Origin of the sequence: Pseudomonas alvandae (genome assembly GCF_019141525.1) — a bacterium.
Taxonomy (GTDB): Bacteria; Pseudomonadota; Gammaproteobacteria; order Pseudomonadales; family Pseudomonadaceae; genus Aquipseudomonas; species Aquipseudomonas alvandae.
The window spans coordinates 3,712,400-3,734,614 of record NZ_CP077080.1 but is presented as its reverse complement, the minus strand read 5'-3'; the positions used below and the strand labels follow the sequence as shown (position 1 = coordinate 3,734,614).

Genomic DNA, 22,215 nt, shown 5'->3' with positions numbered 1-22,215 from the left:
GATGACGCAACAAGCTTTCCTGGATATTGCGCAGCGGCTGGCATCCTTGCCCGCGGACAAGAAGAAGGTCTTTCGCCAGCGCCTGGCCGAAAAGGGCATCGACAGCTGGCGCCTGCCGATTGTCCCCGCCATGCTCGACGACGGCGAGCCCAGGCCGTTGGCGCAGGCGCAAAGGCGTTTCCTGTCGGCTGAAGCGCTGAGCAGTCGCGCGCTCTACAACCTGTGCTCGGTGCTGCGCTTCGATGGACGCCTGGACGGCGCGCGTTTGCAGCAGGCAATGCAGCAGGTGGTCGATCGCCACCAGATCCTGCGCACACGCTACAGCCCTGATGCCAGCGGACAGTTGCAGCCCCATTGCGCGCCACAACAGGTGCAGCTGCCGGGCGTCGAGCGCTTGACCGTCGCCGCATCTGAACACGAGCAATGGTGCGCCGATGAATACGCCCGCCAACTCGCCGAACCCTTCGACCTGGCGCAGTCTATGCCTTGGCGCTGGCAAGCATTCAGCGACGCCCAGGAGCATTCCACCTGGCTGTTTTTCACCATTCACCACGTTGCCTATGACGCCTGGTCGGCCCAGCAACTCACCCTCGAATTGGCGGAGGCTTACCGGGCGCTCGCCTCGAACCAGGCTGTCGCGCTACCCGAGTTGAGCATCCAATACGCCGATTACGCCGCGTGGGAGCGTGAATGGCTGGACAGCGACAGTTGCCAACAGCACATCGATTTTTGGCGCGACCAACTGGCCGATGCACCGGCGCCAATGGCTTTGCCGCTGGACCGCCCGCGCCCCTTGGCCACACGACGCCGCCACAGTGGCGCGGTTCTGGCCCGGGAACTCCCGCCGCACCTCACAACGGCGATCGAGGCGGCTGTCCGTAATCACGGGGTGACGCTGTACATCTACGGCCTGACAGCGTTCAGCTGCCTGCTGTCGCGCTACAGCGGCGAGACGGACCTGTGCCTGGGCACCTCGGCGGCGCAACGTGACCGTCCGGAACTCGCACCGTTGATCGGCCCATTGCTCAATACCCTGGTGATTCGCCAGCGCCTGCAAGACAACCCGGACTTCGGCAGTGCATTGGTGCGCACTCGCGACACCGTTGCGGCGGCGTTCGACCGTCAGCAGTTGCCCTTCGAGAATATCCTCGAAAGTCTTGAGCGTCCGCGTTCGAGTCCGCTGTTCCAGGTCATGTTCGTCCAGGTCGATCTGCCCGAAAGCCGCACCCTGGCCTTGCCCGGCGTGGCGGTCGAAGTGCTCGACCCGCCGCAACGCCACGCGCGTTTCGACCTGACGTTGCGCATGGTCCGCACCGCCGATGCACAGCTGCGCTGCGAACTGGAATACAGCGACGAATTGTTCGACGCGGCCACGGTCGAGCAAATGCTCGACGATTTGCTGGCGATTTTCCACGAGGGTTCGGCTCATCCGCAGCGACGTCTGTCGGACCTGCAACTGGTGTCCACGCCGAGCGAACTGCGCGGTCCTGTCCTGGAAGCGACTGCGTTGCCCTTGGACCAGCAAGTGCTGCACTGGGCCACGCACACGCCGAACGCGATGGCGTTGCGCAGTGGGGAGCAGAGCATCGATTACGCCACGCTCGGCGCTGCCAGTCGCTCGATGGCCACACGGCTGGCCGGGCAGGGCGTTGGGCCGGGGCAGGTGGTCGCGCTGTGCATGCCGCGCTGTGCCGAACAACTGCTGGCGACCCTGGCGTGTTGGCAGCGCGGTGCGACTTGCCTGTTTCTCGATCCGGCGCAACCGGCCCGGCGACTCGCGCAACTGCTGCAAGACAGCGGCGCGAGCCTGTGGCTGACATTGGCGCAAGCGCCCGAGACCGGCGTGGACCTCCCGCGCCTGGTGCTGAGCGCCGCCGACTGGTCTGTCAATGCGAACATCGGCCAGAACCAAAGCCTCAGCCAGCTGCAATTGCCTGCGTACCTGATCTACACCTCGGGCTCGACCGGCCAGCCGAAAGGCGTGCAGGTCACTCATGCCAACCTCGCGCATTATGCCAATGCCGTCGGCCAACGCTTGCAAGCCAAACCGCGCAGTCGTTGGGCGACCTTGGCAACCGTCGCCGCCGACCTTGGCTTGACCTCGGTTTTCGCCGCGCTCAACGCAGGGGACACGCTGGTCTTGCCACCGGCACCGTTGGCCTTCGATCCGCCCGGCTGGGCGGATTTTCTCGACCAGCATCCGGTGGACTGCCTGAAGATCGCCCCTTCGCATCTGCGTGGCTTGCTGGCACTGGACGACGCCCGTCGTGTCTTGCCCAAGGACATGTTGATCCTCGGTGGCGAAGGTTTCGACCAGGCGCTGTTCGCCAAGGTGCGTGAACTGGCGCCGCAACTGCGCGTTTTCAACCACTATGGCCCGTCGGAAACCACGGTCGGTGTGGTCTGCGGAGAAATCTTCGACGCCGACGTGTTCGAAGCGGGGCAGTATCTGCCGTTGGGCCAGCCGCTGTCCGGCTGTGAATTGCGTATCGTCGATGGCCACGACCGGTCGGTGCCGCTCGGTGTCGCCGGTGAGCTGCTGATCGGTGGTCCCCAGGTTGCCCAAGGTTACCTCGGTCAGCCTGAATTGACGGCGCGTGCGTTCGGCTCCACTGCCCACGGCCAGCGTTTTTATCGCAGCGGTGACCGGGTTCGCCTGGATCGCAACGGGCGCCTGGTGTTCCTCGGGCGCCAGGACGATCAAGTGAAGATCCGCGGTTTCCGTGTCGAACCGGGCGAGATCAGTGCCTGGCTCAATGCCCAGCCTCAGGTTCGCGAAGGCGCCGTGGTGGCCTGTGAGATAAAAGGGCGGACGCAACTGGTGGCCTATCTCAGCCCTACGATGACCACCGAAACCTTGGCCACACTGCAAGCCGAAGCCAAGCGTCAACTGCCGGAACACATGGTGCCAGCCCATTGGTTGGCACTGGACACGCTGCCATTGACGGCCAACGGCAAGTTGGATCGGCGTGCATTGCCTGATCCGGCCACCGATGAACCGACCGCCGAAGCCGCCGAGCAACCGAGCGGCGCGACCGAACAGCGCCTGGCGCAACTGTGGTGCCAGGTCCTCGGGTGTGCGCAGGTCGGCCGCACGGACGATTTCTTCGCCCTCGGCGGGGACTCGATCCTCAGTCTGCAATTGATCGGCCTGGCGTCCCGGGAAGGCCTCAAGCTACAACCGCGGGATGTCTTGCAGCATCCGACCCTGGCAGCCATGGCCTTGTGCATCGACTGCCGCGCCGAGCCGGCATTGCTTGCCGTGCTGACGGCTTTTCGCGAGCTGCTCGGGCAACCTGGCCTGGGGCCGGACGCCGATTTCTTTGCCATGGGCGGCGACTCGATTCTCAGCTTGCAGTTGATCGCGCGCTTGCGTCAGGCCGACCTGCGCCTGATGCCGCGGCAATTGCTGGAAAACCCGACCCCTCGGCAACTGGCCAAGGTGCTCGCGCCGGTCGTCGCGCCGGTCGCCGAAGCCGTGGAGCCGAGCGAGAAGCAGGGACAACCGCAGCCGCTGTCCCATGCCCAGCAACGGGTGTGGTTCATGCAGCAGTTCGAGCCGGCTGAAACCGCCTACAACGTCACCCAGTTGCTGGCCTTGCGCGGCGAGCTGGATGTGCCTCGCCTGCAACGCGCCTGCCAGGCGCTGGTGGCCCGTCATGACGCGTTGCGCTGCCGTTTCTTCGAAGAACGAGGGCAAGTCTGGCAGCGCCTGGACGATATGGCCGCGCCGATCTTCAACGTCCATGACATCGGCGCCCTGAGTGACTCGGAACAGCAAGCGAGTATTGCCAGCGCGGCCAAGCGCGTGTTCGACCTCACACAGGGGCCGCTGCTGGCCATCGATGTGTTTTGCGTCGTGCCCGGCGACTATCGCCTGCTGTTCAACGTGCACCACATCGCCGTGGACGGTTGGTCCATGGGCTTGCTGGTCCAGGACCTGGCAGCGCTTTATCAAGAGAGGAGCCTGCCGGCGGCAAGCGCTTTGCTGCCGCTGATCAAGACGCAGCGGCAACGCTTGGAGGGCACGCATGGCAAGGACTTGTTGGCCTATTGGCAACGGCGCCTGGAAGGCCTGGGCAACGAGCCGTTGGAATTGCCTGAGCAACCCACCCGTCCCGCGATGCAGGCGTACGCTGGCGCGCGAGACGAATATGTCCTGCCCGGCTCGCTGAGCATTGCGGTCGAAGCCCGGGCGAGGGCGCTTGGCGTCACGCCGTTCGTGCTGTATTTCGCGGCTTATCAGTTGCTGCTCTGGCGCCACGGCGGGCGCAATGATTTCGCCGTGGGCTTGCCGGTGGCGGGGCGTGAATCCGTCGAGAGCCAGGCGTTGGTCGGGCTGTTCGTCAACACCCTGGCCCACCGTGTGCAGATCGATGGCCGCCAGAGCCTGCAAGCGTTCGTCCAAGCCCTGAACAGCAAGCTGAGCGAGGACCTGGCCCATCAATCGCTGCCGTTCGAGCAGTTGTTGGACGTGCTGGATGTCGAGCGCAGCCTGGATCGCACACCGCTGTTCCAGACGATGTTCAACTATCAGGTCGATCATCAGGATTCCCGCAGCCTGGACCTGCCCGGCATCAGTGCCCAGGCGTTGGCGCTGCCGGGTGGCGTGGTGAGCGCGAAGTTCGACCTGACGTTCAACCTGTTCACCCAAGGGCGCGGTGCCGAGGCGAGCACCGGTTTGATCGTCGAATACGCGACGGCATTGTTGCGACCCGACATCACTCGGCGTCTGGTGGAGGATTACCAGGCGTTGCTCGCCAGCCTGGCGAGCCTGGATCTTGATGCGCGCTTGCTGGAGATCCCGCTGTGCTCGGTTGCGGCCTTGGCGACTGAAGGGCAGTCGTTGCCATTGCATGGCGAAGCGGATTGGGTGACGCGCTTCGAAGTGCAAGCCGCCGTGCATCCCGAGCGCATCGCCGTGTACTGCGCCGACCGTCAACTGAGCTACGCCGCGCTGGAGGCCCAAGCCAACCGCTTGGCCCATTGGTTGCTGGCCCAGAGCGTCGGGCGCGAATCGTTGGTTGCCTTCTGCCTGCCTCGGGATGAACGCTTGCTGGTGTGTATGTTGGGCATCCAGAAGGCCGGTGCCGCCTATTTGCCGCTTGATCGAGCCCATCCCCCGGCCCGCCAGGCGCAGGTGCTCAACCGGGCGCAGCCGCATTTGCTGCTTTGCGATTCGGCGACGGCCGATTGGCCTGCCGAGCTGCGCGTTTGCGCGTGGACGGACCTGCCGTTGGCGCAATTCGCCGCGCAGGCGCCGGGACTGCCGACGCACCTCGGGCAATTGGCCTACACCCTCTACACCTCGGGATCCACCGGACAGCCCAAGGGCGTGCAGATCAGTCGTGGCAACTTCGCCAACTTCCTGTTGGCCATGGAGCAGGCCTTGCCGTTGGACAATGTGCAGCGTTACCTGGCCTTGACCACCGTCACCTTCGATATTTGCGGCCTGGAGCTATGCCTGCCGCTGGTGCGTGGTGGCGCCGTGGTACTGGCGGACGAGGAACAGCGCCAGGATCCGCAGTTGCTGGCACGCTTGATCAAGGAACAATCGGTCGATCTGATCCAGGCCACGCCCGCCACCTGGGCGATGTTGTTGCAAGGTGATCGCCAGGTGCTGGAAGGGCGATTGGCCCTGGCCGGCGGCGAGGCGGTGTCGGCGGAACTGGCCAGCGAACTGAAGCAGCATGTCGCTCGATTGATCAACGTCTACGGCCCGACCGAGACCACGGTATGGTCGACCCAGACGCCCATCGACGCGCTGCGATTGCCAGTGGCGCCGATAGGCCGGCCGCTCCTCAACACCCGCTGCCATGTCCTCGATGAACACCTGTGCGAAGTGCCTCCAGGCTGCGTCGGTGAACTCTATATCGCCGGGGACGGCCTGGCCCGGGGTTACGCCGGGCAGCCGGGGCTGACCGCCGAGCGTTTCATTGCCGACCCGTTCGGTCACGGCGGTCGCTTGTACCGCACTGGCGATCTGGCGCGCTGGCAGCCCGACGGCCAGCTGTACTACCTGGGACGCACCGACGATCAGATCAAGTTGCGTGGCTATCGCATCGAGCTCGGTGAAATCGAGGCCGTCCTGCTCAGCCATCCGCGATTGCTGCAAGCCGTCGTGGCGGTGCAAGGGGAGCATCTGGTCGCTTTCTGGGTCGCGGATCCGGACGCTGCACCAGATGAAGCGGCTGTCCGCGACTACTTGCAGGCGCGCTTGCCGGTCTACATGGTGCCGACGCACCTGCAAGCACTGGACCGACTGCCGCTCAACAGCAATGGCAAGGTCGATCGCAAACAACTGCCGCGCTTGCAATCGGTTGTCGGCAGCGTGCCAGCGACCGGGCGAGCGCTGTCGGCCAGCGAGGACGTGCTGGCGCAGATCTGGGCCTCGGTGCTGAACGTGCAAGACGTCCCGGCCGATGGACATTTCTTCCAATTGGGCGGGCATTCGCTGATGGCCGCCCAGGTGCGCGGCCGCCTGCGTGAGCAGGGCTTCGAGGTGCCCTTGCGCTGGTTGTTCGAAACACCCGTGTTGGCGCAACTGGCCGAGCGAATCGAGGGCCTCGCCGCCGAGCAGGATCTGGCTTCCCTGACGATTCCGGCGGTTGACCAAGGCATCGAACAGCCACTGTCCTCGGCGCAACAACGGGTCTGGTTGATGCAACAACTGGATCTGGCCGACAGCAGCTTCAACATGAGCAGCAACGTCCGTTTGCGTGGGCAACTGGATGCCCAGGCTTTGGAGCGTTCGTTGCAGCGGTTGGTGAATCGCCATGCCATCCTGCGCACCACCTATCACTCCCGTGGCGGCGAGTTGCGCCAGCGCATCCACCCGCAGTCGACGGTGGTCCTGGAAGCCGTTGCGTCGACTGAAGACCAGTGGACAGTCGACGCCCGGGACATGGCGTTGCGACCATTCGACCTCGGCAACGACGCGCCGCTGCGGGTGGTCCTGTATCGCCTTGGCGAAGAGGATCATGTGTTGCAGATGGTCATGCACCACATCGCCTCCGACGGTTGGTCCGGCGCGGTGCTGGTCGATGAGCTGATCGAAGGCTACGAGGCCTACAGCTCCGGCGTGCTGCCGGCCCAGCAAGCATTGCCGATCCAGTACGTCGACTACGCCGTTTGGCAAGGTTCGGCTGCGGTCCAGTTGCGTCAGCGCGAAGGCCTGGACTTCTGGCGACGGACCCTGGCGGGCATCCCCGCGCAGGTGCCGTTGCCGTTCGATTTTCCACGTCCGGAGCGTGACAGCGGCGCCGGGGCGGCGGTGGATTTCCAATTGTCGCCCGCCACGGTGGGCCGCTTGAAAACCTTCGCCCAGGACAGCGGCACTTCGCCGTTCATGGTCCTGCTGACGTGCTACACCGCTGTGCTGCAACGCGAGACGCAGGGCCGCGACCTGGTGATCGGAACGGACGTGGCGAACCGTGACCATCCGGCCACCGAATCGCTGATCGGCTTCTTCGTCAACCTGCTGGCCTTGCGTATCCGTGTGCAACCGGAATTGAGCTTCCGTGAGCAAGCCTTGCAAGTCCGCGAGCTGTGCCTGCAAGCGTTCGCCTGGCAGGACACGCCGTTCGAACGGGTCGTCGAATGCCTGGAGCTGCCGCGCGTGGCCAATGTGCACCCGCTCTTGCAGACCCTGTTCGTGCTCGACAACACCCCGCGCCAGCAGCGCCAACTGGGCAATCTGCAGGTCGAGCCGCTGACGGGCGAGCAACACCATTCCAAGTTCGACATGGCGCTGTTCGCCAGCGAGGACGGTGATGCGATCAGCCTGCGCTGGGTGTACCGCACCAGCCTGTTCCGCCCGGCCACCGTCGAACGCTTGCGCGGCGCTTTCGAGTCGCTGCTGGAACTGGCCCTTGGCGCGCCGGACACCCCCATCGATACCATGATTGCGACTGTAAAAGGAGCTGCTGCCATGTCCACGGACAATCCGCTGCAACGCAAAATGAGCAAATTGGGCAAGATGCGCCAGAGCGGATCGGCGGCGACCCGGGAGCCCATCGAAGCCCGACCTCTGCGAGAGGACTCGAAGTTTCCGTTGCTGGTTTCCCTGCGCGACCGCGAGCTGGCCCCGGCCATCTGGGCCGAAGCCAACCGCGACAAGGTCGAGAACTGGTTGCGTGAGCATGGCGGCATCCTGTTCCGTGGCTTCGACCTGCCGACCCCGGCGGACTTCGAGGCGTTCTGCCAGGCGCTGTGTCCGCAGTTGTACGGACAGTACGGTGACTTGCCGAAGAAAGAGGGCGGCAAGAACATCTACAAGTCGACGCCATACCCCAAGGATCGGATGATCCTGTTCCATAACGAGAGTGCGCACCAACACCGCTGGCCACGTCGGCAGTGGTTCTACTGCGAGACGCCGGCGACGTCCGGTGGCGCGACGCCGATCGTCGACAGCCGCCAGGTCTATCGTGACCTGCCGGCCTGGCTGCAGGCCAACCTGCGCCGCAAGCAACTGATGTATGTACGCAATTTCAGCACCAGCCTGGACGTCAGTTGGCAGCACTTCTTCCAGACCGAAGATCGGGCCGAGGTCGAGCGGATCTGCCGTGAGAGCAACATAGAGTTCCAATGGCGCGGCGCCAACGACCTGCACACCCGCCAGGTGTGCCCGGCGGTGATCCTGCACCCGTTGACGGGCGAAGAGAGCTTCTTCAACCAGATCCAGTTGTACCATCCGGCATTTCTCGATGCGGATATCCGCGAACAGTTCCTGCGCGACGGCGAGTCCGCCATGCCGAGGCAAGTGTTCTACGGTGACGGCTCGGAGCTCGAACCGGCGGCGATCGACGCCATCAATGCCGCCTACGACCGTTGCGCGGTGCGCTTCGACTGGCAACAGGGCGACGTGGTGATGCTCGATAACATGCTGGCGGCGCACGCCCGGGATCCGTTCGAGGGCGAGCGCAAAATCGTCGTGGCGATGGGTGAAATCTATGCCCGCCACCAAGTCATGGCCGCCCCGGCGCAGATCGAAGAAACACTTGAAGAGTTGACCCCATGATGGACCTTGGACTCACGCTTTCACCCCAGCAGAAACAACTGGCCCAGGCCAATCCGCACGCCTGGCGCTGGGTGCGCATGTCATTGACAGGCGTTGCCGAAGGCACCGTCGAGCAATGCTTGCGCGACAGCCTGGCGCAGCACCAGGCGCTGTGCCTGCGCTACGAGCGTCCGCTGGGCGCCACCGGGTTGCGCCAACGTGTGATCGAGCCCCAGGCATTGCGCCTGGACTGGCGCCAGGGGCGCACGGTCGACGGCCACGATGGGCAAAAATGGTTGGACGAGGCCCAGCGTCGTTGCCAGGCCGAACAGCCCGACATGCTCGCCTGGCTGCTCGATGATCAGCTGTTGCTGGCGGTCCCGGTGTACTCGCTGGACGCGCGCAGCCTGGTCCAGTTGCGCGAGCACTTGCTCGGTCGCGCCGCGTTGCTCGATGACGAACCTATGCAGTACGCGGACTACGTCGAGTGGATCAATGGGCTGCAACTGGATGAAGACGCCGAGCAGGGCGCGCAGTTCTGGCGCAACCTGGCCTTGCAGGACATCCCGGGCATGCGCCTCGTCGAGCGCTACGGTATTGCCAGCGGACGTCACGCGGTGGTCCGCCAGCCACTGGCGCCGACTCTTGCGCCGCTGCTTACGGCATTGGCCGATCGTGAAGGCGTGGCCATCGAACAGCTGGTGCTAGCCGCTTGGGGATCGCTGCTTGGCAGGCTCAACGGCCAACGCCAAGGCCAACTCGGTGTGCAGCACGACCCCCGTGACAACTACGAGGAATTGACCGGCGCGCTTGGGGTGTTCGAACAGACGTTGCCGATGGTGGTGCAACTGTCCGAGCACAGCACCCTGGTGAACCTGGCCCGGCAACTGGCCCGGCAATTGGAGAGTGCCGTCGACTGGCAGGAATACCTCGGCCAGGCGCAGTTGTTGCCGGATTGGCGGGCCAGTTTCCAGGCCGGGTTGCAGGTTGTGCGCGTGCCGCAACTGGGTGCGTTGCAGTGGCTGTCGTTCGACACGCCGGTCGAGCTGCAACTGCAATTGAGCCTTGACGCCCAGGGCACTGGCGAGCTGGCGCTGGCCTATGATTGCGGGGTGTACCGCGACGAGCAAATGCAGGCGTTGCTCAAGCGTCTCGAACATTGGCTCGGCCAATTGGTGCAATCACCCAATGGCCTTATCGATGGCTTCGATGCGTGTCTGCCCGAGGAGACCCTGGCGTCGTCGACGCGTCCTGACTTCGGAGCGGACCTGGACATCGTCGCGGCCCTGCGCCGGCACGCCCAGTCACACCCCAATCGGCCGGCGCTGCGTTATGCCGACCAGTTGTTTTCCTACGCTGAACTCGATGCCCTGAGTGACCGCGTCGCCGGCAGCCTGGATCAGGCGGGCGTGGGCCGTGAAGCGGTGGTGGGGCTGTATCTGCCACGCGGCGCGCAAATGCTGGTGGCGATGCTCGCCTGTTTCAAGGTCGGCGCCGCCTATCTGCCGCTGGATCCCCAGCAGCCGCCGCTGCGCCTGGCCGGGATACTCGACGATGCTCAACCGGCATTGCTGCTGCACTTGGAGGGCCTGGCGCCGGAAACGTCGGCGCGCACACTGTGCTGGTCCCAGGCGAGCAACGGGCCGCTGTTCGATACGCCGCACTCCGGCACTGCGCAAGACCTGGCCTACGTGCTCTACACCTCGGGTACCAGCGGCAAGCCCAAAGGGGTGCAGATCGAACAAGGGCAATTGCGTCATTACGTCACCCAAGTGACCGGTGCGCTGCAACTGCCCGAGGGCGGGCATTACGGGCTGGTGTCCTCGCTGCTCGCGGACCTGGGCAACACCGTGTTGTTCCCGGCGTGGCTGCAGGGCGGCTGCGTGCACGTGCTGGCGCAATCGACCGTGACCGACGCCCAGGCCTTTGCCGAAGAGCTGCGGCGTTATCCCCTCGACGTTTTGAAAATCGTCCCGTCGCACCTCGCAGCCTTGATGGGCGAGCAGGCCGCCGACGTCCTTCCGCGCCAAGTGCTGGTGCTGGGCGGAGAACCGATCGGCGAGGCGTTGCTGACACGCTTGGCCCAAGCCGGACCGACTTGCCGGCTGTATAACCACTACGGTCCGACCGAGACCACCGTCGGCGTGCTGTGGCGGGCCATTGATCTGGCGCAGGGCGTGGATGGCTGTGCGTTGAGCCAGGTGCTGGGGGACAACCGCGTTCATTTGCTCGACGAGCAGCAACGGCCAGTGCCATCCGGCCAGGCCGGCGAGTTGTGCATCAGTGGAGCCAGTGTCGGCAGGGGTTACGTCGGCAGTGTCGGTGGCGCTGCCTTCGGTGTCGATTCCGCCAGCGGTCAACGCCTGTACCGCACCGGTGACTTGGCCTTGCGCCAGGCCGACGGAGCCTTGCGCATTCTGGGTCGCAACGACCAGCAAGTGAAAATCCGCGGGTTTCGCCTTGAACTGGCGGAGGTCGAGCAAGCGATGCTGGCCCAGCCGGGCGTCTCGCAGGCGGCTGTGCTGTTGGATGGCGAAGGCGATCACGCTCGGTTGCTGGCCTTCGTGGTCACGGACGATGTTCAGTTCCAGGGGACGGACCCGTTGCGCGCCAGCCTGGCTCGCCAACTGCCAGACTACATGCTGCCCAGCGGTATCTTTGCGCTGAAGGCCTTGCCGCTGAACAGCAACGGCAAGCTCGATCGCAAGCACCTGCTTGAACGCGCCCGGCAGCGCTTGCAGAACACCCGCGTGGCGCCGGTGGGCGAACTGGAAACCGCCGTGCTCGCGATCTGGTGCGACGTGCTGGGTGTCGATGACCTGGGCGTCACCGACAATTTCTTCACCGTTGGCGGGCATTCGTTGGCGGCGATCAAAGTGGTGTCGCTGATCCGCGAACGGCTGGGCCTCAGCCTGCCGACCAACCTCTTGTTCGAACGGCATACGGTGCGTGACCTCATCCAAGGCCTGGGCGAAAAGGGCAGCAGTCCATGGAAGATCCTCAACGATGCCGATCCGCAGGCACCGGCCTTGCTGGTGGTGCATGGCGCGCAAGGGCACTTGCAGGCGTACCAACCGCTGGTGGACAACCTGCGTGGCGAAGTTTCGGTCTTTGGCCTTGCCGCCCTGGAAAATGGCTGGGCCGACGACGATATGGACGCGCTGTTACGGCAATACGTGGCGAGTATCCCGGTCCAGCTCAAGGAGCGTCCGCTGGTGCTGTTGGGCTGGAGCCTGGCGGCGCGCCTTGCCTTGTTGCTGGTGCCGCATCTGCAAGCCAGCGGCTTCAGCGTCGAAGGCCTGGTGGTGCTCGATCATGATGCTCAGCGCAGCCTGGCCGGCGAGGGCGACGAAGCCGGTCAGTTGATTGCCGATTTCGCGTTTTATTGCCGCAGCCACGGCCAGCCGATCGGAGAATCGCTACGGGAGCGATTGACTGGCCTGTTGGCCGGCCTTGACTATGCCGAGGGTGTCGCTCGGTTGTTGGACGATGAGCAGGTGCGCGGGCATCTGCAATGGGCAGCGGCGGATGCTGGGCTGCTGGCGCTGATGACGCAATATCGCGCGATCAAGACCCGTTTGTATGAGCAGGCCTTGCCCATCGTCGACGTGCCGGTCTGGCTATGGCGCGGCAATGCCCACGGCGACTTGCGCTCGCAGTGGCAAGCCCTCGCACGACAACCCGTCAGCCAGTGGACGCTGGATGTGGGGCATCATGAGATGCTCGGCGATCCGCGACTGGCGGAAAACCTGCTGCCTTTACTGTTGCAAACCTCTGCCAAGGTGGTGTCGGTCCCATGATGTTATTGAAAGAACTGCTGCATGACGCGCGGTGGCGCATTTTCCTCGCGGTGCTGAGCAGTGCCTTGAGCGCGGCCACCAGTATCGGCCTGATCGGCTACATCAACCGTTGCCTGGAACAAGGCCTGGATAATCTCGGCCAGGGCTTGCTGCTGTTCGCTGGTCTGCTGGTGCTGTTGTTCATCAGCGGAGTCACTTCGCAATGGTTGCTGGTGCAGATCGGCCATCGGCTGGTGTACCAGCTGCGCCTGCGGCTGGTGGGCAAGGTGCTGGGCACTGCGCTGGAACGCATCGAGCGGTTGGGCAGCCCACGCATCTACAACGCCTTGACCAAGGACGTGACCACCGTCGCCACGGCCTTCAAGCAACTGCCGATTTCCTTGTACAACGGCTTGCTGTTGTTGGCGGGGCTGGCGTACATGGCCTGGTTGAGCCTGCCGTTTTTCGCCTTGACGCTAGCGGTGATCGCCGCCGGCGTCGGCCTTGATGTGCTGCTCGGGCGCAAGGTCAAGACCTTGATGCAGGCCGTCCGGCAACAGGACGACCAACTCACCGAGCAGTTCGAAGCCGCGATCCAGGGGCGTTGCGAATTGGGCCTGAGCCGGGAGCGCCGGCACCTGCTTTATCAACGCAAGCTCGAACCCATCGCCCGGGCCTCGCTGGACGCATCGGTACGCGCCGACACCTTGTGGGCGGTTAACCTGAACTGGACGACGTTGCTGGTGTTCGTACTGATCGGCACGCTGTTTTTCCTCGGCCAGGGGCTGGGGTTGCTGAGCCAGCAGGTGGTGGTCGGCTACGTCCTGGCGATCATGTTCCTGCGCACGCCGATCTCGATGATCCTCGACGCCATTCCCGCGGTCATTCGCGGCCATGTCGCGTTGCAGGCCATCGACGCCCTGGCGCTGGGCGAGACGGTGGAGTTCAAGACCCCCGCGCAAGCGGCGCAGCCGTTTCGCGAGCTGCGCCTGTCGGACGTGCATTACCGTTACGCCGGCAAGAACGAGGAGTTTGCTTTTGAGTTGGGGCCGATCGACCTGACGATCCGGCGCGGCGAGTTGATTTTCATCGTCGGTGGCAACGGCAGCGGCAAATCGACCCTGGCCAAGCTGTTGACCGGGCTCTATGTGCCCGCTGCTGGCGAGGTATCACTCAATGGCGTGGTGCTTGATGCCAGCACCAGCGAATGGCACCGCGAGCACTTCGCCGCGATCTTCGCCGACTTCTATCTGTTCGCCGATGTGCTGGGTGAGGCGGGCGACCATGAAGGACTGGAGGCTCGGGTGGATCATTATCTCGACCGCCTGGGGCTGGCCCACAAGGTCGAATTCGCCGCCGGACGCCTGTCCACCACCGCGTTGTCCCAAGGCCAGCGCAAACGCCTGGCGTTGCTGCTGCTGATGATGGAAGGCCGTGAAGTGTTCCTGCTGGACGAATGGGCGGCCGACCAGGATCCGGTGTTCCGCCATGTGTTCTACAACGAGTTGCTGCCCGAACTGAAGGCGGCCGGCAAGACAGTGATCGCGATTACCCATGACGACCGTTATTTCGACGTCGCGGACCGGGTCTATCGTCTCGACTACGGTCACCTCGTTGATTACGACCGAGCGACGGAGAACCCCTTTCAGTTGGCGAAATGATCGGCGCGCTCAGGCGTCCTGATCCTGCCGTTTGCATTCATCGAGGGGACAACTGCTGCAATAGCCGACGCCGGGAAGGCGGTAGCGAATGCAGCAGATCCGCCGCAGGCGCTGGGGCTCGTCTTCGCCGATGTCGTGATAACGCACGGGGGCGAACAGCGGGTTGCGCCGGCCATCGGGACGCAGGCGGGCGCTGAGGATTTCCCAGGCGGGCAGGGTGCTGTCGGAGTTGGCCAGGGGATGCAGGTCGATCCGCGTGGTGACGAACTCGAAGGTGTTGCCGGCGTTGCTCCAGAACAAGCGGGGCGAAGCGCGGCTGACGCTGGCCAGCGTGTCGATGACCGGTTCCAGGTGCTGCTCGATCAGCGTACGGAACCGTTCGAAGGCCGAGCATTCCGGCAGGGGTTGCCCGGCGTCGCGCAGATGCAAGGCGTGTGGCCTGGCGTCGTCGCCAAGTTCCAACCCGACGTCGTCCAGGGCGAGCGGCAGATCCCGTTGCAGCAGCAGATTGGCGGCCATCACCGGCGCGAGGAAGGTGCTGAAATACCACTTGGACCACAGCGACACCAGGGCCAGGCGCTCATCGGTCTTGTAGCGCGCCAGCAGTTCGTCGACGAACGCGCTGAACGTCTCGGGCTGGAAGAACAGGTCCGCCGACAGGTCGGTTTGCGGATGGCTGCGCAGTTGCAGCTTCTCTTCGAAGGCTGCGAGCGGCCCGGTGAACAGCGGAGCAAGGCTGGGAATCATTGACTCATCCGTGACCGCGAATTGAGAGGGGTTATCGTTCAGAGGGGGAGAAGTATAAACAGCACACCAGCGTCTTGCGACTGTTCGCCGACCTTGAAATAGGCGAGCCATGTAAGTTTTTTAAAATATTAATGAGAATCGCTACCATTAGTATTGTATCGTAGCGATCTTTCCCGTCATGCCAGTCAAGGAGCAAGCAATGAGTTTGGATAGCCCGGATACGCGGTTTCTGGTTGTCGTCAACGAAGAGGAGCAGTACTCGATCTGGCCGGACTACCGCAGCGTGCCCGAGGGCTGGCGCACCGTGGACATGCAGGGCAGCAAGGAAGAGTGCCTGGCCTACATCGAAAAGGTCTGGACCGACATGCGCCCGCTGAGCCTGCGCCAAGCCATGCAGGCACAAGGACAGGGTTGATCGCCCACGACCGCGTTCTCATTTTCAGGGAGTCAAAATGGAAAGTGTCCAGCCCCGTTCATCCTCCAGCGCCACCTTCACGCTGGAGCAGTTCCGCCACCAGGCGCCGCGTGAACTGAATACCAATCCGTACCTGCAACGCCAGGCGGCCCGGGAATCGAATGCGCGTTCCTATCCGCGACGTATCCCATTGGCCCTGCAGGAAGCCCATGGTCTTTATGTGCGCGACACCCAGGGTCAATTGTTCATGGATTGTCTCGCCGGCGCGGGCACCTTGGCGCTGGGCCATAACCACCCGGTGGCCATTGCGGCCATGCGCCAGACGCTCGATTCCGGCTTGCCCTTGCACACCCTGGACCTGACGACGCCGGTCAAGGATCGCTTCGTCGAGGACCTGTTCAACGCCTTGCCGGAGAACTTCGCCCGTCACGCGCGCATCCAGTTCTGCGGCCCGACCGGTGCCGATGGCATCGAGGCGGCGCTGAAGCTGGCGCGGATCGCCACCGGGCGCAAGCCGATCCTGACGTTCTCCGGCGGCTACCATGGCATGACCCTGGGCACGTTGAGCCTGATGGGCAACCTGGGGCCGAAACAGGCGCTGGGCTCGCTGATGGCCGACGTGCAGTTCCTGCCATACCCGTATGACTACCGTTGCCCGTTCGGCATCGGCGGTGAAGCCGGCATCGATGCCGGGCTGCACTTCATCGAACAGCTGTTGAGCGACCCGGAGTCGGGCGTGTTGCCCCCGGCGGCGGTGGTCGTGGAAGTGGTGCAGGGCGAGGGCGGGGTGATCCCGGCGCCGGTACGCTGGCTGCAAGGCTTGCGTCAGTTGACGCGCAAATATGGCGTGGCGCTGATCATCGACGAAGTGCAGACCGGCCTGGGTCGAACCGGCAAGCTGTTCGCTTTCCAGCATGCCGACATCGAGCCGGACATCCTGGTGCTTTCCAAAGCCATCGGCGGCGGCCTGCCGCTGGCCGTGATGGTCTACCGCGAAGAGCTCGACACTTGGAAACCCGGTTCCCATGCCGGCACGTTCCGTGGCAACCAGATGGCGATGGCTGCGGGTGGCGCAACGTTGCGTCATATCATCAGCGAAAATCTGCCAGGGCACGCCGAGGTCATGGGGCAGCGCCTGATGGAGCAACTGCGCCAGTTGCAGGGCGAATACCCTTGCCTGGGCCAGGTGCGCGGCCGCGGGTTGATGGTGGGCGTGGAAGTGGTCAGCGACACGCCGGGCGACAGCCGCGTTCCCGCTGCGGACACCGCATTGGCCCAGGCCATCCAGCGTCAATGCCTACGTCTGGGTGTCATCCTGGAACTGGGCGGGCGTCATGGCGCCGTGGTGCGATTCCTGCCGCCGCTGATCATCCAGGCCGAAGAAATCGATGTGCTGGTCGAACTGTTCCGCGTGGCATTGAACAATGCCCTCGCCGAGACCAAGGGCAGGGCGTTGCACATCGCTTGATCCACTGCTGTTCATCAAGGCAGTCGACCAACCCGTGGCGAGGGAGCTTGCTCCCGCTCGGTTGCGTAGCAACCGTAGGATTTTTAGGGCTGCTGCGCAGCCCAGCGGGAGCAAGCTCCCTCGCCACCCATCGTCTTGCCATCTGAACAACATCACCGTATCGAGGTTGCTACTTGTAACGCTGCTCGAACACCGCCAGTTGTTCAGGCTTGATCAACTGGAAGGGCACCCACACCTCGGATTCCACCGGCTCGCCCTTGATCATCTTGAGGGCGGCCTGCACTGCGCTGGTCGCCTGGGCCTTGGGGTCTTGGAACACCGAGGCGACCAGCATTCCGCGCTTGATCGCCGCGAGGCCGTCCGGCAAACCGTCGATGCCGACAATCGCAACCTCACCCTTGGCCTTGCCGGACTGTTGCAACGCCATGGCCGCACCGATGGCCATCTCGTCATTGTTGGCGACGATGGCATCGAAACGGCTGCCGGCGAGCAGCCAGTTGCTGGTCAGGTCCATGCCTTTGTTGCGCTGCCACTCGGCACTCTGTTGCTCGACCACCTTGATGTCGGGAAAGTCCTTGAGCACCTGCTTGACCCCTTCGGTGCGGTCATGGGTGGCGTTTTGCGCGAGGTCGCCCATGATGATCGCGAGGTTGCCCTTGCCCCCCAGTTTTTCGGCGAGGTAACGCATCTGCAGTTGGCCGGCCTCGATGTCATTGGACGCCACCGTGACCACGCCTTTGGGCAGCGTACGTTCGTCGGGGTGACGGTTGACGTAGACCAGCGGCGTCTTCGCCTCGACCGCGGCGCGGGTGATATTGGCGGTGGCGGAGGTGTCCACCGGCAGGACGATGACCGCGTCCACTTTCTGGTTGATGAAGCCCTGGACCTGGTTGAGCTGGCGAACCACATCGCCCTGGGCGTCCTCGAACTGGATCTGGACGCCGTCCTTCTTGGCGGCCTCGTCGAGGCCGTTACGCACGTAGGTCATGAAGTTATCGTCGACCCTGGCGATGCTGACGCCGATGCGATAGTCGGCGGCGGCCCATTGGCTGAAGATCAGGAGCAGCGTGGCGAACAGCAGTGTGCAACGACGCATGATGGTTTTCCTTTTGTTGTTATGAAGTGAACGTCATCAAGAATTTTCCTGCACGGACCTCACCCATCCAGCGTAAAGGCCTGCCTGAAGCGCTCAAGCGCGACTTCGCTGTCCCCACTGGCCCAGCCTTCGAGGCCGACCACACCGCTGTATCCCATGCCGGACAACGCCCTGGCAATCGCCGGATAGTTGATTTCACCGGTGCCCGGTTCCATCCGGCCAGGCACATCGGCGACCTGGATTTCACCGATGGCGTCGCCGGCGCGCTGGATCAGCTCGATCAGGTTTCCTTCGCCGATCTGCGCGTGATAGAGGTCCAGGTTCATCTTTAAGTGCGGGCTGCCCACGGCCTCGATCAGCGCCAACGTGTCGTCGGCGCGGGCGAACGGTGTGCCGGGATGATCGACTTCGGTGTTGAGGTTTTCCAGCAGGAACACCCGGCCGGCGTCTTCCCCCAGGCGGGCGATTTTTTCCAGGGTCTTGCAGGCGCTCAGCCACATGCGGCCGGTGGCTTGGGCGACGGGTTTTACCGGCAAACCCTGGTCTCCCAGGCCGGTGCCGTGCAGGTTCAGGCTCGGGCACCCCAATTGCGCCGCGACGGCCAAGTATTCCCGGGCGCTTTCGAGCAATTGCCGGATGTCCTCGGGGTCGGTCAGGTTGCCTGCGATGTAGCCGGTCATCGACGTGAAGTCAGCGCCAGTGGCAGCGAGGGCCTGGATGTCCTTGGTCGTCCAGTTCCAGATCTCGACGCTGAAGCCCAGCGCGTGGATGCGTTTGACGCGTTCGACAAAGGGCAGGTCGAGGAACACCATCTCGGCGCTGACCGCCAGTTTGAACGGTATGACACTCATGAAAGCGCTCCTTGAACACGCACCGCTTTGCCTTGCTGGAAAGACTCGATGCAGGCGCGGGCAATCGCCAGCGCGGCCCGGGCGTCTTCACCGCTGGCGCGGGGTTTTTCGCCGCTGCGCACGCAATCGACGAAGTGATTGAGCTCGGCCACATAGGCGTCACGCAGCAAGTCGGTGTCCATGCGCTGGGTATCGGCCTGCACGCCACTGGCCAGGTAGCGCAGCAAGTCGCCGTCGTTGACGCTGCCCATGGTCAGCATGCCGGCGCTGCCGAACACTTCCCCGCGAACATCGTAGCCGTATACGGCCTGGAAGTTCGCCTCGGCCGTGGCGATGGCGCCGTTGTCGAATCGAATCGTGACCACTGCCGTGTCGAGGAACCCTTTGTGTTTGAAATCCGGCGCAATCAGCGCGTCGGCCATGACAAACACCTCGACCGCTTCGGCACCCGGATTGAGATAACGCAACGTGTCGAAATCGTGGATCAACGTTTCCAGGAAAATCACCCATTGCGGCGAGGCAGCGGGATTGTTCAGCGCCGGATCGCGGGTCAGCGAGCGTAGCAATTGTGGCGTGCCGATCCGGCCAGCGATCACGTCCAGGTGGGCCGTGCGGAAGCTCTTGGCGAAGCGCCGGTTGAAACCCACTTGCAGCGTCACCCTCGCATCGGCAGCGGCGGCAATGGCGCGATCGGCTTCCTCAAGGGTGATGGCCATGGGTTTTTCGCAGAACACGCTTTTGCCGGCCTGCGCCGCGCTGATCACCAGTTCGGCGTGGCTGCGGGCGGGCGCGGCGATCAGCACGGCGTCGATGTCCGGGTCGTCCAGCAACTGCTTCGGATCGGTATAGACCTTCTGCACACCCAGTTCCGCTGCCAGGCGTGCGGCCTGGCCCGGCGTAGGATCGGCAATGGCGGCAAGGCATGCGCCTGGGATGTGCCGAGCGGCGGTCAGGCCGTGAAAACTGCCCATGCGACCCGCACCGATAAGGCCCAGGCGGAGGGTGTTCGACGTACTCATGAATGACTCCCTTTTTTTGTTGTTCGCGACTCGTTGTCGGTACAAGGTAGGGAGCAAGCGCTGTGCCAGTTTCTAACAGGCTGAAACCTATAGGTTTTATTGATGGTTGATGCGCAAGGGTGTTCATTTGAATGACATGTCTATACTGACATGTCGAAAATATGAACATAGAGCCCGCCATGAACACACAGCCGATGGCCTTGAACGTTGAAGACCGTGACTACCTGACCGCCCTTGGCCCCGCGTCGTTGAATGGCGGATCAAGCCCGGCGCTGGATAAGGCCTGGCGCGCCTGCTTGAAGGGCGTCACCGAGCGTCCCGCGGGTGTCAGGCAGGTGATCTGGAACTCCTGGCGGCGCAGCGTCGATGCCGGCCTCGATCCGGAGGACGGCGAGTACCGTTTCGTCGCGCCCGCTGAGTTGACCGAGACGCTGGCGGCGAATCGACTGTTGATTGCCGCGGCGGCGCAGGTCATGCGCGGCTTGCTTGCCTACAACCCCAACGGGCATATCAACCTGACGGATGCCGAAGGCACCACCTTGTACTTCTGCGGCCTGGACCTCACGCCCATCGGCAGTCGGTTGCTGGAGACGGTACAAGGCACCAACTGCACCGGACTGGCGCTGGTTGAAGACCGTCTGGTGTATGTGCTGGCTGGCGAGAACTTCGGTGTAGGCCTGCGCCAGCGGCATATGCATTGCGCCGCCGCGCCGATCCGCGACGCCCACGGTCGGACGCTGGCGATGTTGACCTTGACCGCCGAACCCGGCTGGTTTCACTTCCACACGTTGGGCACCGTCCAGGCCGCGGCCGAAGCCGTCGCCCGGCAAATGACGCTGCATGCGTTGCTGGAAGAACAGCAAACGGTCCTGGAAGTGCTCAACGAAGGCTTGGTGGTGTTGGACGAAAACGGCGACATCAAGGCCCTCAACCATTACGCCCGGCAGTTGTTTCGTGTCGACCCTGCCTGGCTGGGCAAGCCGTTCCAGAGCCTGGGGCAGACCGAACTGAGCGGTGAAATCCTGCGCAGCACCGGGGAAGGGGTGCGGGACCTGGACTGCACGTTCGAGCTGCACGATCGAAGCCACCTCGCCTGCCTGGTGTCGGTCTGTCCGCTGGAGCAGGGCGGTCGCGTTGTTTCGTTGCGCGAGAACCGGCGCATCCGCGAAATCACCCGCCGCATCATCGGCACCCAGGCCAGCTACACCTTCGAAACCATCCAGGGCCATTCACGCGCTATCCAGGACGCGTTGCACCTGGGCCGAATCGCCAGCCGCAGCGACTCGACCACGCTGATTCTCGGTGAGAGCGGCACTGGCAAGGAGCTGTTCGCCCAAGCCATCCACAATGCCAGCGAGCGTCGCGGCGGGCCTTTCGTCGCAGTGAATTGCGGCGCCATTCCCCGCGACCTGGTGCAGAGCGAACTGTTCGGCCACGTCGAAGGCGCGTTCACCGGATCGGCGCGCGGCGGCTCGGCGGGCAAGTTCGAACTGGCGGACGGCGGGACGATTTTCCTCGACGAGATCGGTGACATGTCCTTCGATGCGCAAGTCAGCTTGCTACGCGTCCTGCAGGAAGGCGAAATCACCCGCGTGGGGGCGAAGAAATCGTTGCGGGTCAACGTCCGCATCATTGCCGCGACCCACCGCAACCTGAGCCAGGCCGTGGCCGAAGGCGCCTTTCGCGAGGACCTTTACTACCGACTCAACGTGCTGGGCCTGACGGTGCCGCCCCTGCGGATGCGCCTTGAAGATGTGCCGATGCTGGCACGGCATTTTCTCGCGCGTTGCGCCCGGTCGCTGAGGAAACCCATGCGCGACCTGTCAGCCGAGGCGCTGGAACGCTTGGGCGCGTACCACTGGCCGGGCAATGTCCGCGAACTGGAAAACGTCATCGAGCGCGCGACCAACCTGGCCGCCACCGAGCTGATCCAGGCGACCGATCTTGCACTGGACATCAGGCAGGGAGGCCAGCCGTTGGCGCGGCATTCCGCTCCCGCGCCACGAGCGGCCGTGGATCTTGGCACCCATGAAATGAACGCGATTATCGCCGCCCTCAGGGACACGCGAGGCAATATCCGCCTGGCCGCCCGACAGTTGAACGTGTCCCGTGGCGGTTTGTACAACAAGATGAGCCGATTCGGGCTCAAGGTCGAAGCGTTCCGTTCGGGATTGGACTGAT

The 22,215-nt window shown here is 63.9% G+C and carries 10 protein-coding genes; 6 read left to right on the top strand and 4 right to left on the bottom strand.

Annotated elements, in window-relative coordinates; genetic code table 11:
- The first annotated feature begins 1 nt into the window (after position 1).
- From KSS97_RS16530 to KSS97_RS16520, 3 genes are read left to right on the top strand one after another with little or no spacing between them, the layout of a single operon-like run.
- The gene (locus KSS97_RS16530) at positions 2 to 9,019 is read left to right on the top strand and encodes a non-ribosomal peptide synthetase (RefSeq protein ID WP_217859651.1); all 9,018 of its coding nucleotides are present in this window, start codon (positions 2 to 4) and stop codon (positions 9,017 to 9,019) included.
- Positions 9,016 to 12,798: a non-ribosomal peptide synthetase gene (locus KSS97_RS16525; protein ID WP_217859650.1), complete on the top strand. Its 3,783-nt coding sequence runs from the start codon at positions 9,016 to 9,018 to the stop codon at positions 12,796 to 12,798. The genes KSS97_RS16530 and KSS97_RS16525 overlap by 4 nt, the downstream gene beginning before the upstream one ends.
- Positions 12,795 to 14,438: a cyclic peptide export ABC transporter gene (locus tag KSS97_RS16520; protein ID WP_217859649.1), complete on the top strand. Its 1,644-nt coding sequence runs from the start codon at positions 12,795 to 12,797 to the stop codon at positions 14,436 to 14,438. Before KSS97_RS16525 ends, KSS97_RS16520 begins: the two co-directional genes overlap by 4 nt.
- Positions 14,439 to 14,447: 9 nt before the next feature.
- On the opposite strand, the gene fhuF is transcribed toward KSS97_RS16520, so the two are convergent.
- Positions 14,448 to 15,185, bottom strand: coding sequence for a siderophore-iron reductase FhuF (fhuF, locus tag KSS97_RS16515; protein ID WP_217859648.1), 738 nt, complete (start codon positions 15,183 to 15,185; stop codon positions 14,448 to 14,450).
- A gap of 199 nt (positions 15,186 to 15,384) precedes the next feature.
- Between fhuF and KSS97_RS16510 the strand changes: the two genes are divergently transcribed.
- Together KSS97_RS16510 and KSS97_RS16505 are read left to right on the top strand one after the other, a co-directional pair.
- Complete coding sequence (locus tag KSS97_RS16510) at positions 15,385 to 15,600, top strand: MbtH family protein (RefSeq protein WP_030141558.1); 216 nt, start codon at positions 15,385 to 15,387, stop codon at positions 15,598 to 15,600.
- 37 nt (positions 15,601 to 15,637) lie between these two features.
- Positions 15,638 to 17,068: a diaminobutyrate--2-oxoglutarate transaminase gene (locus KSS97_RS16505; RefSeq protein WP_217859647.1), complete on the top strand. Its 1,431-nt coding sequence runs from the start codon at positions 15,638 to 15,640 to the stop codon at positions 17,066 to 17,068.
- A gap of 169 nt (positions 17,069 to 17,237) precedes the next feature.
- On the opposite strand, the gene KSS97_RS16500 is transcribed toward KSS97_RS16505, so the two are convergent.
- The 3 genes from KSS97_RS16500 to KSS97_RS16490 are packed head-to-tail and all read right to left on the bottom strand — an operon-like array spanning position 17,238 to position 20,034.
- Positions 17,238 to 18,164 (bottom strand): sugar ABC transporter substrate-binding protein, encoded by a 927-nt coding sequence (locus KSS97_RS16500; protein WP_030141556.1) that lies wholly within the window; start codon positions 18,162 to 18,164, stop codon positions 17,238 to 17,240.
- A gap of 59 nt (positions 18,165 to 18,223) precedes the next feature.
- Complete coding sequence (locus KSS97_RS16495) at positions 18,224 to 19,015, bottom strand: TIM barrel protein (RefSeq protein ID WP_217859646.1); 792 nt, start codon at positions 19,013 to 19,015, stop codon at positions 18,224 to 18,226.
- The gene (locus KSS97_RS16490; protein ID WP_217859645.1) at positions 19,012 to 20,034 is read right to left on the bottom strand and encodes a Gfo/Idh/MocA family oxidoreductase; all 1,023 of its coding nucleotides are present in this window, start codon (positions 20,032 to 20,034) and stop codon (positions 19,012 to 19,014) included. Before KSS97_RS16490 ends, KSS97_RS16495 begins: the two co-directional genes overlap by 4 nt.
- 179 nt (positions 20,035 to 20,213) lie before the next feature.
- Here KSS97_RS16490 and KSS97_RS16485 point away from each other — a divergent pair, with 179 nt between their 5' ends.
- Complete coding sequence (locus tag KSS97_RS16485; protein ID WP_217859644.1) at positions 20,214 to 22,214, top strand: sigma-54-dependent Fis family transcriptional regulator; 2,001 nt, start codon at positions 20,214 to 20,216, stop codon at positions 22,212 to 22,214.
- The last annotated feature ends 1 nt before the right edge of the window (position 22,215 follow it).

Coding starts and splice junctions, on each gene's coding strand:
- KSS97_RS16485 (WP_217859644.1), top strand. CDS start 20,214: ATGAACACACAGCCGATGGCCTTGAACGTTGAAGACCGTGACTACCTG.
- KSS97_RS16500 (WP_030141556.1), bottom strand. CDS start 18,164: ATGCGTCGTTGCACACTGCTGTTCGCCACGCTGCTCCTGATCTTCAGC.
- KSS97_RS16520 (WP_217859649.1), top strand. CDS start 12,795: ATGATGTTATTGAAAGAACTGCTGCATGACGCGCGGTGGCGCATTTTC.
- KSS97_RS16510 (WP_030141558.1), top strand. CDS start 15,385: ATGAGTTTGGATAGCCCGGATACGCGGTTTCTGGTTGTCGTCAACGAA.
- fhuF (WP_217859648.1), bottom strand. CDS start 15,185: ATGATTCCCAGCCTTGCTCCGCTGTTCACCGGGCCGCTCGCAGCCTTC.
- KSS97_RS16505 (WP_217859647.1), top strand. CDS start 15,638: ATGGAAAGTGTCCAGCCCCGTTCATCCTCCAGCGCCACCTTCACGCTG.
- KSS97_RS16495 (WP_217859646.1), bottom strand. CDS start 19,015: ATGAGTGTCATACCGTTCAAACTGGCGGTCAGCGCCGAGATGGTGTTC.
- KSS97_RS16530 (WP_217859651.1), top strand. CDS start 2: ATGACGCAACAAGCTTTCCTGGATATTGCGCAGCGGCTGGCATCCTTG.
- KSS97_RS16525 (WP_217859650.1), top strand. CDS start 9,016: ATGATGGACCTTGGACTCACGCTTTCACCCCAGCAGAAACAACTGGCC.
- KSS97_RS16490 (WP_217859645.1), bottom strand. CDS start 20,034: ATGAGTACGTCGAACACCCTCCGCCTGGGCCTTATCGGTGCGGGTCGC.